Consider the following 12,987-nt stretch of genomic DNA (forward strand, 5'->3'; position numbering starts at 1 on the left):
TGGCTATGCAGATTGAATTTTTAGGCACTGGCGCGGGGTCGCCCAGCAAACAACGAAATGTCTCCAGTTTAGCGTTGAAGCTGCTAGAAGAACGGAAGACAATCTGGCTGTTTGATGTGGGTGAAGCGACCCAGCACCAAATTTTGCGGACGACAATTCGCCCGCGCAAAATTGAAAAGATTTTTATTACCCACTTGCACGGGGACCACATCTTTGGGTTGCCGGGCTTATTAAGTTCGCGCTCCTTTCAGGGGGGCGATGAGCCGTTAACCATTTATGGCCCCAAGGGGATTAAAGAATATGTCCAAGTGGCGTTGCGGGTCAGTGAGTCGCGCTTGTCTTACCCCTTGAAGTTTGTGGAATTGACGGATGACGGGGAAATTTTCCGGGATGCGACCTTTACTGTTTCGGCCAAGCGCTTGGACCATAAAATTGCCTGCTTTGGTTACCGAATTGAAGAGCACGATCACCCCGGGGAGTTGCAAGTTGAAAAACTGCAGGCCCTCGGGGTGCCGGCGGGACCAGTTTACGGCCAATTAAAGGCCGGGCAAACGGTGACCCTGCCCGATGGCCGGACTTTGGATGGCCACGACTTTATTGGGGCGCCGCAAAAGGGCCGGATCGTGACGATCTTGGGTGACACACGCAAGACCAAGGCGGCGTTGGCCTTAGCCGCGCACGCCGATGTTTTGGTTCATGAAAGCACCTTTGCTAAAAATGAAGCGCGCCTAGCGCATAACTATTATCATTCCACCAGTGCGCAGGCGGCCCAGGTGGCCAAGCAAGCGCAGGTGGGGCAATTACTGCTTAATCATATTTCCGCCCGTTACGTTGGCAAAGCGGCGACCCAATTGGCCTATCAAGTACGGGAAATTTTCCCGGCGACCCGGGTGGTCAAGGATTTTGAAGAAATTGACATTCCACTCAAGTAAAAGGAAGTGACTGAGGCATGATGCGGCGGTTAAAAGCACTGCGTTCACTGAAAAACAAGGTTGTACTGATCACTGGTGGTTCCGGGGGGATTGGCCAGGCGATTGCCCTGGAAGCGGCTCGGCGGGGGGCAATTGTGATTGTGTGTGCCCGCCAAGCAGCCGTTTTGCGCCAATTGGCCACCCGGTGCATGATTTTATCGGGCCGGCCGGCCTTTTCGTTTCCCTTGGACTTAACGGATCCCGATGCTATTGATGATGTCTTGACCAAAGTGCGCCATGAAGTTGGTGAAATTGACGTCTTGATCAACGCAGCAGGGACGGGAGAATTGGTGGAAGTTACCAAGCAGTCCCAAGCGGCGATGGCCAAGATGACCAACGTTAACCTGTTGGCCGCCATGTACCTAAGTCGCTCCGTGGCCAAGCAAATGATGGACCAAGGGTTTGGGGCGATTATCAATATCGGGGCCTTAAGCGGCAAAATTCCGGTGCCAAGCAGCGCGGTTTATTCGGCCACCAAGGCGGCCTTAATCCACTTCAGCAATATCTTACGGATGGAAGTGGCGGACTTTGGGGTCCAGGTTTTAACGGTTACTCCCGGCCCGGTGCAGACGAATTTCTTGGCTCAAGCGGATCCAGACCAACATTTTGCGGCCCATTTCCCGGCCTGGATGTTTATTTCGCCCGAAAAACTGGCGAAGCAGATTTGGGACAGCGTGGGCTATAAGCGCCGGGAAATCAACGTCCCGGCTTACACGGCGCAACTTTCGTGGCTCTACCAGGTTTTTCCGGGGCTAGGTGATTGGACGATTAAGAAGGTCTTTGATTATCAACAAAATCGGCAGCAACTGTAACTAAGCAATTGGGGTGATGAATTGGCACAGACAAATTATGAATGGCAACAATTAGCGTTAACCAAGACGCCATTGGCCGCACAGATTGCAGAGCAATGTGATCTGCCGCCACTACTGGCGCAGCTTTTGGTCCACCGGGGCTGTACGTCCTTAGCTGAGGCGCAGCAATTTTTAAAACCCCAGTTGCAAATGATTAAAGAACCCACCGCCTTGCATGATATGGCCCCCGCGGTCGACCGATTGATGCAGGCCATCGAAGCCGGGGAATTAATTACGGTCTACGGGGATTATGACGCCGACGGGATCACCAGTACGGCGTTAATGGTGGAAACCTTAGAAACGGTGGGCGCCAACGTCAATTATTACGTGCCGGACCGGTTTAAGGACGGCTATGGGCCCAACCAAGCTGCGTACCAACGCTTAATTGAAGCTGGCACCCAGCTGATTTTAACGGTCGACAATGGGGTCTCGGGTCAAGAAGCGATCGCCTACGCCAACGCCCAAGGGGTGGACGTGGTGATTACTGACCACCACAGTTTGCCAGCTGAATTGCCGGAAGCCGTGGCGATCGTCCATCCCCAATATCCCGGTGATGAATACCCGGGTGGCGACCTCTCGGGGGTCGGGGTGGCCTTTAAGGTCGCTTGGGCGCTGTTGGAAGAGTTTCCAACGGAGCTGTTAGACTTAGTGGCGATCGGCGAAATCGCCGACGTCGTGTCGGTAGCCGGGGAAAACCGGGCGTTGATTGCCTTGGGCTTGCAACAATTACGCCTGGGGGCGCGAATTGGCTTGCATGAGCTGTTGGCCTTGACCAATGCGGATGAAGCCCACCTGACGGACCAGGAAGTGGGCTTTCAATTGGCCCCCCGTTTGAATGCCTTAGGGCGTTTGCAAGATGCCAACCAAGGGGTTGAACTGCTGACGACGTTAGACGAAGACCGGGCCAAACAGTTAGCCCAAGTGGTTGACGACTGCAATCAAAAACGGCAGGCCCTCGTGCAAGAAGTGACGGCGGCGGCCCTGGCGATGGCCCAAAGCCCCGCGCAAAAGGACCAACCAGTCTTGCTGCTGGTCGGCCACGGCTGGCACCAAGGGGTGTTGGGAATTGTGGCCAGTCATATCTTACAAGCCACGGGGAAGCCGACGATTATTGCCAGCGTAAATGAAGGGGAAACCGTTGCTAAGGCCTCCGGGCGCAGCCGGGCGGGCTTTAACCTGTTTGACGCCTTGGATGCGCACCGCGACTTGCTGGTCGCCTTTGGGGGGCACCCCTTGGCGTGTGGCCTGTCGTTTGAGGTGGTACAAACGGACGCCTTACAAGCGGTATTGCAAGCAGCGGCCACAGCACAGCAGTTTGATGGTCAGACCAAGCCCACCTTGACCTTAGCGGGGGAATTGACGGCCCAAGAGCTGACGGTTGATTTTTATCGGCAATTGCAACGTTTGGCGCCCTTTGGTCCGGAGAATGAGCAGCCCGTCTTTTTAGTGCGGCCGCAACAAATCGGGGCGGTGCAGACGATGGGCAAACAGCAGCAGCACCTCAAATTTACCCTGCCCACGCCCGCCGGTGAAGTGGCCGTGGTGGCCTTTAACCACGCGGACTGGGCGCCGGTCTTTCAAGCTGCGGTGCCAGAACTGGCCGTTAAGTTGGACTTGAATCAGTGGCGGGGGCAAACCAGTCTGCAACTGTTGCTGGAAGACCAGCGCACCACGGGACCGGTGGTCGAAGATGCCCGCGTGTCCCGCTTGATTGCGCCGATGTTTGCCGAAACCGCGGTTTACGTGACGTTTAATCAACAGTTACGGGAAAACTTAACGGGCAACGCGGCGGGCCAGGTGGTGAGTGCGCACCAAGCCCAAACGATGGATTTAACGGACCAAACGGTGGTCATCGTGGATTGTCCACCGGATTTGGCAACCGTCACGGCGATTATCCAAAATGCCAAGACCGCGGCGAAATTACGGTGGCTGTGTTATTCGCGGGAACCGCTTCATCAGGCCGGGATGCCGAATCGCCAGCAGTTTGTGGCCTTATATCAGACCATTCGCCAACAGGCGGTCAACCTCAATCGAATGGGCAGCCAACTGGCCAATTACTTACGGGTGAATAATGAACAGTTAATTTTCATGATTCATGTGTTTTTAGAGTTGAGATTTGTTACAATAAAGAGTGGTGTTTTAGCACCGGTTGACGAAATTACACGGGCGGATTTAACACAAACTATGAGCTATCGCCAGCGGGCAGCCCGCTTAGAAGTCGAGCAAGTCTTGCTTACGAGCAGTACGGCGCAGTTGCAGCACTGGGTTCAGCAGGCGTTAGCCAATTAGAGGAGATCTGTATGTCTTTAGATTTACACAATTATGTCGCAAGTGTGCCGGATTATCCGGAAAAGGGGATTATCTTCCGGGACATTTTGCCGTTAATGGCGGATGGCCAAGCTTTTAAGCAAGCCACGGATGAAATTGTTGCCTACGCACGGGATAAGCACGTTGATATGGTGGTTGGTCCGGAAGCCCGGGGCTTTATCGTCGGGTGCCCAGTTGCTTACGAATTAGGGGTGGGGTTTGCCCCGGCCCGCAAGAAGGGGAAGCTGCCGCGAGAAGCGGTCAGCGCCAGCTACGATTTGGAATATGGTTCCGCGACTCTGCAAATGGAAGCCGACGCCATTAAGCCGGGCCAACGGGTCTTGGTGGTCGACGACCTGTTGGCAACGGGTGGTACGATCGGGGCCACGATTGAAATGGTCGAAAAAATGGGTGGGGTCGTTGTTGGGACGGCCTTCCTAATTGAATTAAAGGCCCTCAACGGCCGCGCTAAGCTGGCAGACTACGACGTGAAAGCGTTGATGGAATACTAACAAAAAAGCATGTCAACCAGTAGGTGACATGCTTTTTTCGGCTTGGGGCTAGAAGGTTTTACCCGTGAATTCATTGCTCGGCAGGGTCGAAAAGTCATACGTGGCCAAGCTGGCAATTGATTGGGTGTAGTAGTGTGCGGCTTGGCCAATCATTAGGTTTAATGGTTCATCTGCTAATTCTTGGAGAATAATCAGCGGTTTGTGGGCATGGTAGCCATAGCCGACTTCAAAGGCCGTGCCAGAGTCAACGTTGGCATGCACGTAGTCAGCCACGACCACCAGGGCATCAGCTTGGTCGATTTCGGCCACGTCCTTGGCAAAAATTTGCTTGGCCCAAGCGGGGCTGCCGACTTCAGCGCTGGGCGCATCATTTTCGTCAGATTGCCGGGGACTGAAGAAGCTGTCGACCGTGGGATTTTGGCGCAAAGCCGCTTCGACCTTTTCGATCCGGGCAATTTGTTCTGGTGAGAAGAAGGGTCCTGCTAGGTAAATTCGCATCGTAAATGCCTCCAATTTCAAGATACTATTAATTGTACCGGGAAGTTGGCAAAAAAGAAGGTTAATTTAGAAAAAAGGTGAAAAAATGATTTTATTAGCGATCTTTGGGGGATTGATGCTGCTGTTGAGCATCTTCTACCTGCTTAATTCATGGCAACGGTATGGACAATGGAAGTGGGCCACCTTTTTGGTCTTGCTCAGCGCGATTCTGACGGGGGTTGGGACCTGGGGGGCGCTTACCGGTCACCACCGGGCCAGTTCTTCGTCGACCACCAGCCGTCAAGCGACCGCCCAAACGGCCACTTCCTCATTAGCGGTTGGCAATCAAGCGATGAAGACGGCTGGGGCCGATCAAAGCAGCAAGGAAAATGCCCTCCTTGGTCAATTGCAAAAGGCCTATGGTAAGCTCGGGACCGTTGGCTTTGATCAAGCCAGCAAGACTTATCAAATCAAGCCGGCGGCCGGCGATGAGCAAAAGGCCTTGCAAGCTGTCTTGGATGACCCTAGTCAGGCCGAGCAGATTGGCTGGCCGAAGCTGACCAAATCCTTGCAGCAAACCTCCGCTCAACTCAAAAAGATTTTAGGGGCTGGGTACTCCTTGAGCTTGATGGCGCCTAATAGCGATCAAGCAATGTACACCGTCAAGGACGGGCAAGAAACTTTTACCGCGGTCAAATAAAAGCAACAGAGGTCGGGAAAAACAGCGTTTTTCCCGACCTCTTTGTTATTAATTAAGCCTGGCGTTGCTGGCCGTGGGTCCCGTGCTCTTTTTCGTTTGCTTGGGAAGAGCCAAAAAGCAACTGCCAACCAAGTGCGGCGGCTAAAATGGCAACAATGATAAATAATGGCAACATTATAATCACCCCACAAATAAATTATTGCTATAAATAAATTATCGATCGAAAAGGACGAGTTTGCAATTCAGAAGGCCAAAATGGGGGCGATTTTAAACAATTGTTAAGAATTTGCTCCGTCAAAAGCCCCAAATTGTTGCGTAATGATCAATTTTGTGAAATCGTTTGCAAAATTTGCTAGATTATTAACGATGATTTCGTTATACTAGAGTGGTACCAAGTTTGAAAGGGGTTTCAAAAAATGGAATTATCAACGGCACAATTAGCAAAATACATGGATCACACGATGCTGAAGCCAGACGCAACGGAAGCAATGATTGATCAAACGATTCAAGAGGCGATCAAGTACAATACGGCGTCGGTTTGCGTTAACCCATACTGGGTGAAGAAAGTCAGCGCGGCCTTAGCGGAAACGACGGTAAACCCATGTGCGGTAATCGGCTTCCCCCTGGGGGCCAACGCCACCAGCATCAAGGTGGCTGAAACCAACCAAGTGATCGATGACGGGGCGACGGAAGTTGATATGGTAATCAACATCGGTGAATTAAAGGCTGGTCATGATGAAGTGGTGGCGGCTGACATTCAAGCCGTGGCTGAAGCAACCCATGCCAAGGGGGCATTGCTGAAGGTAATTATCGAAAATTGCCTGCTAACTGATGACGAAAAGGTCCGCGCTTGCCAATTAACGGTCCAAGCTGGGGCTGATTTCGTGAAGACTTCGACGGGCTTCTCGAAGTGGGGCGCCAAGGTCGAAGACGTTAAGTTGATGCGGCAAACCGTTGGTCCCGACTTTAAGATTAAAGCTGCCGGGGGGATTCACAGCCTGGCCGAAGCCGAAGCGATGATTGACGCTGGGGCCGATCGGTTAGGGGTTTCAGCTTCCGTAGCAATTTTGGAAGAATCACTGGCAGCAGGTAAGTAGCGAAAGAAGGCGGACACGATGACTTACAAACGCGTTTTTGCAATTGTGTTGGATTCGGTGGGGGCTGGGCCAGCCCCGGATGGCGCCGCCTTTGGGGATCAAGGGGCCGATACTTTGGGTCACGTTGGACACCACTTTGCGGGCAAGTTGGCCTTGCCGAATTTGGCTTCACTGGGCTTGAGTAATCTGCATGCGACCCCAATTGAAGGGGTCCCGGTCGCCCACCCGGCCAAGGGGGCCTACGGGCGGATGGTCGAAATTTCTGCGGGCAAGGACAGCATGGATGGGCACTGGGAAATGATGGGCCTGCCAGTTGAACGCCCGTTAGCGACCTTCCCCAAGGGCTTTCCGGCCAGCATTATTCAGCAACTGGAGGCCTTTTCGGGGCGCAAGGTAATCGTGAACCGACCGTATTCGGGGACCGAAGTCATCAAAGATTATGGTGAACAACAAATGGCCACGGGGGACTTAATTGTCTATACTTCCGGGGACTCCGTGTTGCAAATTGCGGCGCATGAGGAGGTAATTCCGTTAGCCGAACTTTACCGGATTTGTGAATTCGCCCGGACGCTGGTCAACGGGCCGGAATACACGGTAGGTCGCATCATTGCACGGCCATACGTTGGGCTCGATAAGGATCACTTCACGCGGACGGCCAACCGGCGCGACTTTTCATTAGAACCAACCGGGGCGACTGATTTGGATCGTCTAAAAGATGCGGGGCTCGCCGTGATTGGGATTGGCAAGATCAATGATATCTTCTCGGGTCATGGCATTACCAAGGGTTACCACAATGAAAGCAATATGGACGGGATGGATCACGTGGACGAAGTGATGCAGACCGATTTTACCGGTTTTTGCTTTACCAACTTGGTCGATTTTGATGCCATGTATGGTCACCGCCGAAATCCCGCCGGTTTTGGGCAGGCTTTAATGGACTTTGACCGGCGCTTGGGGACGGTCTTGGCCAACTTGCGGCCGGATGATTTATTGCTGATTACGGCCGACCATGGTAATGATCCATGCTACCAAGGTACGGACCATACCCGTGAAGTGGTGCCATTGTTGGCTTATTCTCCATCCATGAAGCATGGAGACATTGACCTGGGGCAGCGGGCAACTTACGCTGACTTAGGGGCCACCATTCTGGCGAACTTCGGGGTGGCCGGCAATGGAGTCGGGACTAGTTTCTTAGCCCAGCTGACGAATTAATTGAGAATGGGGGAAATTAGCATGAGTACGCATATTGAAGCCCAAGCGGGCGACTACGCTGAAACAGTTTTGTTACCGGGGGACCCCCTCCGGGCCAAGTACATTGCCGAAACTTTCTTGACGGATGTCAAGCAGGTTAACCGGGTCCGGAATGCCTTTGGTTACACGGGGACTTATCAGGGTCACCGCATTTCTGTGCAGGGGTCCGGCATGGGGATTCCCTCAATGTCGATTTACATTAATGAGCTGGTGCGCGAATATGGTGTCAAGACCATTATTCGGGTGGGTTCATGCGGGGGGATGGCCCCGGATGTGCACGTGCGGGATGTCTTGTTAGCGTCTGGTTCGACGACGGATTCAGCCGTGACCGCCAATACCTTTGGCCCCGGCGTGCACTATGCGCCCCTGGCCAACTTTGAATTGCTGGACACGGCGTACCACGTAGCCGAAAAGTTAGGCATTCAGGTCAAAGTCGGCGACATTTTTGCGGCGGACCGCTTCTACAACGACGAATTGGACATGCAAAAGTTGGCGGATTACGGGATCTTGGGGACGGAAATGGAATCCGCCGGCCTGTATTTGTTGGGCGCCAAACTGCATTTTAAGGCTTTGTCGGTGCTGACGGTAAGTGATTTGATCTTTGGGGAAGAAAAAGCCAGCGCGGAAGAACGCGAACGGACTTTTAATGATATGATCAAGATTGCGTTAGAAACGGCTATTCAACAAGGCTAAACTAAAACGGGAGCTGGTAAACTAAGTAGTTTGCCAACTCCCGTTTTTTAAACAGATTTGCGCCGAATTGTCAAAGGAATGCTCCGTTGTTAGGGCAGATTTGGAAAAATTGTCCAATGACAAATGGCAATTACGAAAATTATATGTTACAATAATCACTAGATGAAAGCGCTTTTAATGGATCGAAAAATAAAAACGCCAACGTGGCGGGCGAGGTTAAATGAGACGAGTGGGAATCGAACCCACAACCTTTGGTTTAGAAGACCAATGCTCTATCCGGTTGAGCTATCGTCCCAAACTTATATCAGTATATTATAAAACCGCCAATTGTCAAATAAAACCGGTAATTCAATTTATACAACGGATGAGGAAGACGGGGGTGACCAGTAGCTTGGCTGATTAACTCCTGCAAGCAGAAAACCAAGCAGAACGGAGGGGAAACCAATGGTAACCAAAAAAATGGATCCCCGGGTCATCAAAACCCGGAACAACTTGCGCCGGGCCTTAGTGTCTTTGATGCAACGCGAATCCTTGTCGAGTATCAGTGTGCAAAAGATTACCGAGACGGCGCACATTACCCGAGGGACCTTTTATCTCCACTATAAGGACAAGCAGGACTTTATTCAAACGGCCCTGCAGGATTTTATTGATGATTTGTTTGCCAATGTGATGATTACCCCGCCTGATCGGCGTGCTTCCCGGGTCTTTTCGCTCAAGTGTGCCTTTGCTTACATTGAGCAGAATGCCGATGTGTTTACCGTCTTGTTGGGCAAGTCGGTTGGCGAGCGGTTCTATGACCAGCTGTTTGAGCGCCTGCAAGGGGAAATGATGGCCTACGTGCGCGAAACCCGGCTCCCGGTTGACCATAGTGCGGTGCCTTTGGAACTGCAAATTGATTTCGTGGTTTCGGCCGTCTTAGGCGTCATTTCACGATGGTTAGACCAAGGATTGGTCTACACTTCCCGGTATATGACGCTTAACGTGGCTAAAATGCTCAATGGGGCCGAAGGCTTGACGGCCCCGGTAACGACTTTCTTTGATGCCCAACTGCAAGTTGAATTAGGGATCCAACCTGCCTAACTGCTAACGCTGAAAATTTCAGCGTTTTTTTATTGGGAGGGGTTGACGGGGGCGAGCAAGCTTGCTAAAATTTCAATGTTGTATTTGTGAACCAGACAACTACAACCGCACGGTGGTAAGTTTTAAAGCTTTGCGCTGCTTATCCTGGCGAGTCTAAGAATTAAGGAGGTGCACAAAATGTACGCAATTATTGTTACTGGTGGTAAGCAATACAAGGTAGAAGCTGGTCAAGCGATCTACGTTGAAAAGCTGGACGCCCAAGCAGGTGACAAGGTAACTTTTGACAAGGTTGTTTTTGTCGGCGGTGACGACGTTAAGGTTGGGAGGCCATTCGTTGACGGCGCTGCTGTTGAAGGGACGGTTGAAAAGCAAGGCAAGGAAAAGAAGGTTGTAACTTTCAAGTACAAGCCTAAGAAGCACACCCACAACAAGAAGGGTCACCGTCAACCTTACACGAAGGTTATGATTGACGCAATCAACGCCTAAGTGAGTAGAATTTCCGATGATTAAGACGGCGTTCTACCTTAAGGATCAAAAGATTACCCGTTTTAAAATGACAGGACACGCGGACTTTGCCACGGAAGGGTTAGATATTGTGTGTGCTGGGGTTTCGGCTTTGGCCATCAATACCGTTAATAGCTTGGAACGCTTTACGTCCCAAGTTCCCCAAGTGCAAAGTGACAATGTCAACGGTGGCTATCTTGAGGTCACGGAAGTTGGCATGGACGAAAAATCGCAACTCTTGTTAGCGGCGTTTCAAAATGGCATAATTGACATTGCGGAACGCTATGATCAATACATTGAAGTAAAAATGTTTGAGATTTAAAATTCACTGCTGGAGGTGAAAGTAATGCTTATGGAAATGGATCTTCAATTCTTCTCCCACCACAAGGGGGGTGGTTCCACTGCGAACGGCCGGAACTCTGCTGGTCGGCGTTTAGGGACTAAGGCCGCTGATGGTTCCATGGTAACGGCAGGTTCAATCATCTACCGTCAACGTGGGACGCACATCAACCCAGGTGAAAACGTGGGTCGTGGTGGCGACGACACTCTGTTTGCCAAGGTGGACGGCGTTGTTAAGTTTGAACGCTGGGGCCGCAGCAAGCGGAAGGTATCAGTTTACCCAGTTGCTGATGCTGAATAGTGAAAAAGTCGACAGCGTGAGCTGCCGACTTTTTTGTGTTCTAAGGACGAAATGACTGGTTCGTATGCTTGTCAAGCAGCGCGGACGATGGTAAACTATTAAGTGGTAATAACTTCGGAAGGGAGTGAGCAGGGATGCTCGCTCTTTTTATTGCAATTAAACTGGAGGTGAAAAAACTGTGAGTAGTGTAATCGAAACCGTTACGGAACTGGTTAATCCCATTTTGGCTGACCACCAATTTGAACTCTACGACGTGGAATTTGAAAAGGAAGGGCCGAGTTGGTACCTCCGGGTCTACATTGATAAGGACGGCGGGATTACGTTAGAAGACTGTGCGATGGTGAGTGATCAGCTGAGCGCAGCCTTGGATGAATGTGATCCTGATCCGATTCCGCAAGCTTACTTCTTAGAAGTTTCCTCCCCGGGCGCTGAGCGGCCATTGCGCAACGAACGGGATTTTGAACGGGCCGTGAATGACTACATCCACGTTTCGCTCTACCAAGCAATTGAGGGCCACAAGGTCTACGAAGGCACGCTGATTGCTTTGACGGCAACGGAATTGACCTTAGATTACCTTGATAAGACGCGGCACAAGACCGTGGTAATCCCCCGGGATAAAGTCGCCAAGGCCCGCTTGGCAATTAAATTTTAACGCAGTGACAAATCGTGGAATGCGAAGAATAATTAGGAGATAAAAATGGCAGCCAAGAAGAAAAACAATCAATATCAAGAATTGTTGGCAGCGATGGATGTGTTGGAAAAAGAAAAGGGCATCAAAAAAGAAGTGATCGTTGAAGCTTTAACGGATGCCTTAGCCAACGCCTACAAGAAGAACTATGATGACAACAATGCCCGCGTTGAAGCGGTGATCGACGACCGGACGGGGGCCTTTAAGGTCTACGTGTTCAAAAAGGTGGTCGAAGAAGTGGCCAACCCAATTGAAGAAATCAGTTTGCGGGATGCCATGGCAATCAGTCACGGTTACGAATTAGGGGACGATTTGCGTCAGGAAGTTACCCCCGGGGACTTCGGGCGGATTGCGGCCCAAACGGCGAAGAATGTCGTGCTGCAAAAGCTGCGGGAAGAGGAACGGCGGATTGTTTACGAAAAGTACAAGCGCCTGCAAGACGACTTAGTTGACGGTGAAGTAGCGCGTGAAGACAAGCGTTACATCTACGTTGACTTGGGTGATGGGGTCGAAGCGGCAATGAACAAGCACGACCAAATGCCAAACGAGCGCTACCGGGTTCACGACCGGGTCCAAGTTTACGTTACCCGGGTCTTGGAAGAAACCCGCGGCCCACAAGTGTTTGTTTCTCGGACGGCGCCCGACCTGTTGAAGCGCTTGTTTGAAAAGGAAGTCCCAGAAATCAGCCAAGGGATCGTTGAAATCAAGGGGATTGTTCGTGAAGCCGGGGACCGTGCGAAGGTCGCCGTCTTCTCCCGCGATGCCAATGTTGACCCGGTTGGGACGTGTGTCGGACCACGGGGGGCACGGGTCCAAGCCATCGTCAACCAATTAGGGGGCGAAAACATTGATATCGTCAAGTTTGAAGACGAACCGGAAATGTTCATTCGCAATGCCCTCAACCCTGCTGAAGTTAAAGGGGTATTATTTGACGAAAACAATGGCGAAGTGGAAGAATTAGAACCGATGGGAGAAGATGGTGAAGTGCGGCAACGGGTGCACCATGGTTGCACAGTGATTGTGCCGGACAACCAGCTCTCCTTGGCAATTGGGAAGCGGGGGCAAAATGTTCGCTTAGCGGCCCAATTGACGGGTTACAAATTAGACATTAAGCCATTATCCGAAATGGAAATGCCTGCCGATCAAACGGATGAATTTGCCTTTGACGGTGAATAAACCACTCAATTAACAAACTATTCAAGCAAGCAGCGGGGTG

General features: G+C 51.6%; 16 protein-coding genes, 1 tRNA gene and 1 other annotated feature. Of the genes, 14 read left to right on the forward strand and 3 right to left on the reverse strand.

Annotation, left to right across the window (positions count from 1 at the left end):
* The first annotated feature begins 5 nt into the window (after nucleotides 1-5).
* From rnz to FC43_RS05850, 4 genes are read left to right on the forward strand one after another with little or no spacing between them, the layout of a single operon-like run.
* Nucleotides 6-932: a ribonuclease Z gene (gene rnz, locus FC43_RS05835; protein ID WP_056954862.1), complete on the forward strand. Its 927-nt coding sequence runs from the start codon at nucleotides 6-8 to the stop codon at nucleotides 930-932.
* 17 nt (nucleotides 933-949) lie between these two features.
* Nucleotides 950-1,783, forward strand: coding sequence for an SDR family NAD(P)-dependent oxidoreductase (locus FC43_RS05840; protein ID WP_056954864.1), 834 nt, complete (start codon nucleotides 950-952; stop codon nucleotides 1,781-1,783).
* A gap of 21 nt (nucleotides 1,784-1,804) precedes the next feature.
* The gene (recJ, locus tag FC43_RS05845) at nucleotides 1,805-4,111 is read left to right on the forward strand and encodes a single-stranded-DNA-specific exonuclease RecJ (protein ID WP_056954866.1); all 2,307 of its coding nucleotides are present in this window, start codon (nucleotides 1,805-1,807) and stop codon (nucleotides 4,109-4,111) included.
* A gap of 11 nt (nucleotides 4,112-4,122) precedes the next feature.
* Nucleotides 4,123-4,641, forward strand: coding sequence for an adenine phosphoribosyltransferase (locus FC43_RS05850; protein ID WP_019205866.1), 519 nt, complete (start codon nucleotides 4,123-4,125; stop codon nucleotides 4,639-4,641).
* Nucleotides 4,642-4,689: 48 nt separating this feature from the next.
* On the opposite strand, the gene FC43_RS05855 is transcribed toward FC43_RS05850, so the two are convergent.
* Nucleotides 4,690-5,139: a nucleoside 2-deoxyribosyltransferase gene (locus FC43_RS05855; RefSeq protein WP_056954868.1), complete on the reverse strand. Its 450-nt coding sequence runs from the start codon at nucleotides 5,137-5,139 to the stop codon at nucleotides 4,690-4,692.
* 85 nt (nucleotides 5,140-5,224) lie between these two features.
* Between FC43_RS05855 and FC43_RS05860 the strand changes: the two genes are divergently transcribed.
* Complete coding sequence (locus tag FC43_RS05860; protein ID WP_056954870.1) at nucleotides 5,225-5,818, forward strand: hypothetical protein; 594 nt, start codon at nucleotides 5,225-5,227, stop codon at nucleotides 5,816-5,818.
* Nucleotides 5,819-5,870: 52 nt separating this feature from the next.
* Here FC43_RS05860 and FC43_RS11490 read toward each other — a convergent pair whose 3' ends face one another.
* Nucleotides 5,871-5,993 (reverse strand): hypothetical protein, encoded by a 123-nt coding sequence (locus tag FC43_RS11490; protein ID WP_019205863.1) that lies wholly within the window; start codon nucleotides 5,991-5,993, stop codon nucleotides 5,871-5,873.
* Nucleotides 5,994-6,234: 241 nt separating this feature from the next.
* Here FC43_RS11490 and deoC point away from each other — a divergent pair, with 241 nt between their 5' ends.
* From deoC to deoD, 3 genes are read left to right on the forward strand one after another with little or no spacing between them, the layout of a single operon-like run.
* On the forward strand, nucleotides 6,235-6,915 hold the full coding sequence (gene deoC / locus FC43_RS05865) for a deoxyribose-phosphate aldolase (RefSeq protein WP_056954873.1): 681 nt from the start codon (nucleotides 6,235-6,237) through the stop codon (nucleotides 6,913-6,915).
* A gap of 18 nt (nucleotides 6,916-6,933) precedes the next feature.
* Entirely contained in the window at nucleotides 6,934-8,127 is a 1,194-nt protein-coding gene (locus tag FC43_RS05870; protein WP_056954875.1) for a phosphopentomutase, read from the forward strand.
* Between the two features lie 21 nt (nucleotides 8,128-8,148).
* Nucleotides 8,149-8,859, forward strand: a complete 711-nt coding sequence (gene deoD, locus FC43_RS05875; protein ID WP_019205860.1) for a purine-nucleoside phosphorylase — start codon at nucleotides 8,149-8,151, stop codon at nucleotides 8,857-8,859.
* Nucleotides 8,860-9,080: 221 nt separating this feature from the next.
* On the opposite strand, the gene FC43_RS05880 is transcribed toward deoD, so the two are convergent.
* Nucleotides 9,081-9,154 (reverse strand) — tRNA-Arg (locus FC43_RS05880).
* 149 nt (nucleotides 9,155-9,303) lie between these two features.
* On the opposite strand from FC43_RS05880, the gene FC43_RS05885 reads away from it, so the two are divergent.
* The 6 genes from FC43_RS05885 (at nucleotide 9,304) to nusA (ending at nucleotide 12,947) form a co-directional block, all read left to right on the forward strand.
* Nucleotides 9,304-9,939 (forward strand): TetR/AcrR family transcriptional regulator, encoded by a 636-nt coding sequence (locus FC43_RS05885; protein WP_019205859.1) that lies wholly within the window; start codon nucleotides 9,304-9,306, stop codon nucleotides 9,937-9,939.
* A gap of 93 nt (nucleotides 9,940-10,032) precedes the next feature.
* Nucleotides 10,033-10,104 (forward strand) — a sequence feature (ribosomal protein L21 leader region).
* A gap of 12 nt (nucleotides 10,105-10,116) precedes the next feature.
* Nucleotides 10,117-10,425: a 50S ribosomal protein L21 gene (gene rplU, locus FC43_RS05890; protein WP_056954877.1), complete on the forward strand. Its 309-nt coding sequence runs from the start codon at nucleotides 10,117-10,119 to the stop codon at nucleotides 10,423-10,425.
* Nucleotides 10,426-10,441: 16 nt separating this feature from the next.
* Nucleotides 10,442-10,765: a ribosomal-processing cysteine protease Prp gene (locus tag FC43_RS05895; protein WP_056954879.1), complete on the forward strand. Its 324-nt coding sequence runs from the start codon at nucleotides 10,442-10,444 to the stop codon at nucleotides 10,763-10,765.
* A 30-nt stretch (nucleotides 10,766-10,795) separates the two neighbouring features.
* On the forward strand, nucleotides 10,796-11,083 hold the full coding sequence (gene rpmA, locus FC43_RS05900; RefSeq protein WP_040469917.1) for a 50S ribosomal protein L27: 288 nt from the start codon (nucleotides 10,796-10,798) through the stop codon (nucleotides 11,081-11,083).
* A gap of 178 nt (nucleotides 11,084-11,261) precedes the next feature.
* Nucleotides 11,262-11,735: a ribosome maturation factor RimP gene (gene rimP, locus FC43_RS05905; protein ID WP_019205855.1), complete on the forward strand. Its 474-nt coding sequence runs from the start codon at nucleotides 11,262-11,264 to the stop codon at nucleotides 11,733-11,735.
* Between the two features lie 45 nt (nucleotides 11,736-11,780).
* A complete protein-coding gene (gene nusA, locus FC43_RS05910) occupies nucleotides 11,781-12,947 on the forward strand; it encodes a transcription termination factor NusA (RefSeq protein ID WP_056954881.1) in 1,167 nt (388 codons plus the stop codon).
* The last annotated feature ends 40 nt before the right edge of the window (nucleotides 12,948-12,987 follow it).

Source organism: Limosilactobacillus ingluviei DSM 15946, from assembly GCF_001435775.1.
Taxonomy (GTDB): domain Bacteria; phylum Bacillota; class Bacilli; order Lactobacillales; family Lactobacillaceae; genus Limosilactobacillus; species Limosilactobacillus ingluviei.

Bases quoted from the DNA above. Each gene is read 5' to 3' on its own strand.
- nusA (WP_056954881.1), top strand. From the start codon at position 11,781: ATGGCAGCCAAGAAGAAAAACAATCAATATCAAGAATTGTTGGCAGCG.
- rpmA (WP_040469917.1), top strand. From the start codon at position 10,796: ATGGAAATGGATCTTCAATTCTTCTCCCACCACAAGGGGGGTGGTTCC.
- FC43_RS05860 (WP_056954870.1), top strand. From the start codon at position 5,225: ATGATTTTATTAGCGATCTTTGGGGGATTGATGCTGCTGTTGAGCATC.
- rnz (WP_056954862.1), top strand. From the start codon at position 6: ATGCAGATTGAATTTTTAGGCACTGGCGCGGGGTCGCCCAGCAAACAA.
- FC43_RS11490 (WP_019205863.1), bottom strand. From the start codon at position 5,993: ATGTTGCCATTATTTATCATTGTTGCCATTTTAGCCGCCGCACTTGGT.
- deoC (WP_056954873.1), top strand. From the start codon at position 6,235: ATGGAATTATCAACGGCACAATTAGCAAAATACATGGATCACACGATG.
- FC43_RS05870 (WP_056954875.1), top strand. From the start codon at position 6,934: ATGACTTACAAACGCGTTTTTGCAATTGTGTTGGATTCGGTGGGGGCT.
- FC43_RS05895 (WP_056954879.1), top strand. From the start codon at position 10,442: ATGATTAAGACGGCGTTCTACCTTAAGGATCAAAAGATTACCCGTTTT.
- FC43_RS05850 (WP_019205866.1), top strand. From the start codon at position 4,123: ATGTCTTTAGATTTACACAATTATGTCGCAAGTGTGCCGGATTATCCG.
- FC43_RS05855 (WP_056954868.1), bottom strand. From the start codon at position 5,139: ATGCGAATTTACCTAGCAGGACCCTTCTTCTCACCAGAACAAATTGCC.
- deoD (WP_019205860.1), top strand. From the start codon at position 8,149: ATGAGTACGCATATTGAAGCCCAAGCGGGCGACTACGCTGAAACAGTT.
- FC43_RS05840 (WP_056954864.1), top strand. From the start codon at position 950: ATGATGCGGCGGTTAAAAGCACTGCGTTCACTGAAAAACAAGGTTGTA.
- FC43_RS05885 (WP_019205859.1), top strand. From the start codon at position 9,304: ATGGTAACCAAAAAAATGGATCCCCGGGTCATCAAAACCCGGAACAAC.
- rplU (WP_056954877.1), top strand. From the start codon at position 10,117: ATGTACGCAATTATTGTTACTGGTGGTAAGCAATACAAGGTAGAAGCT.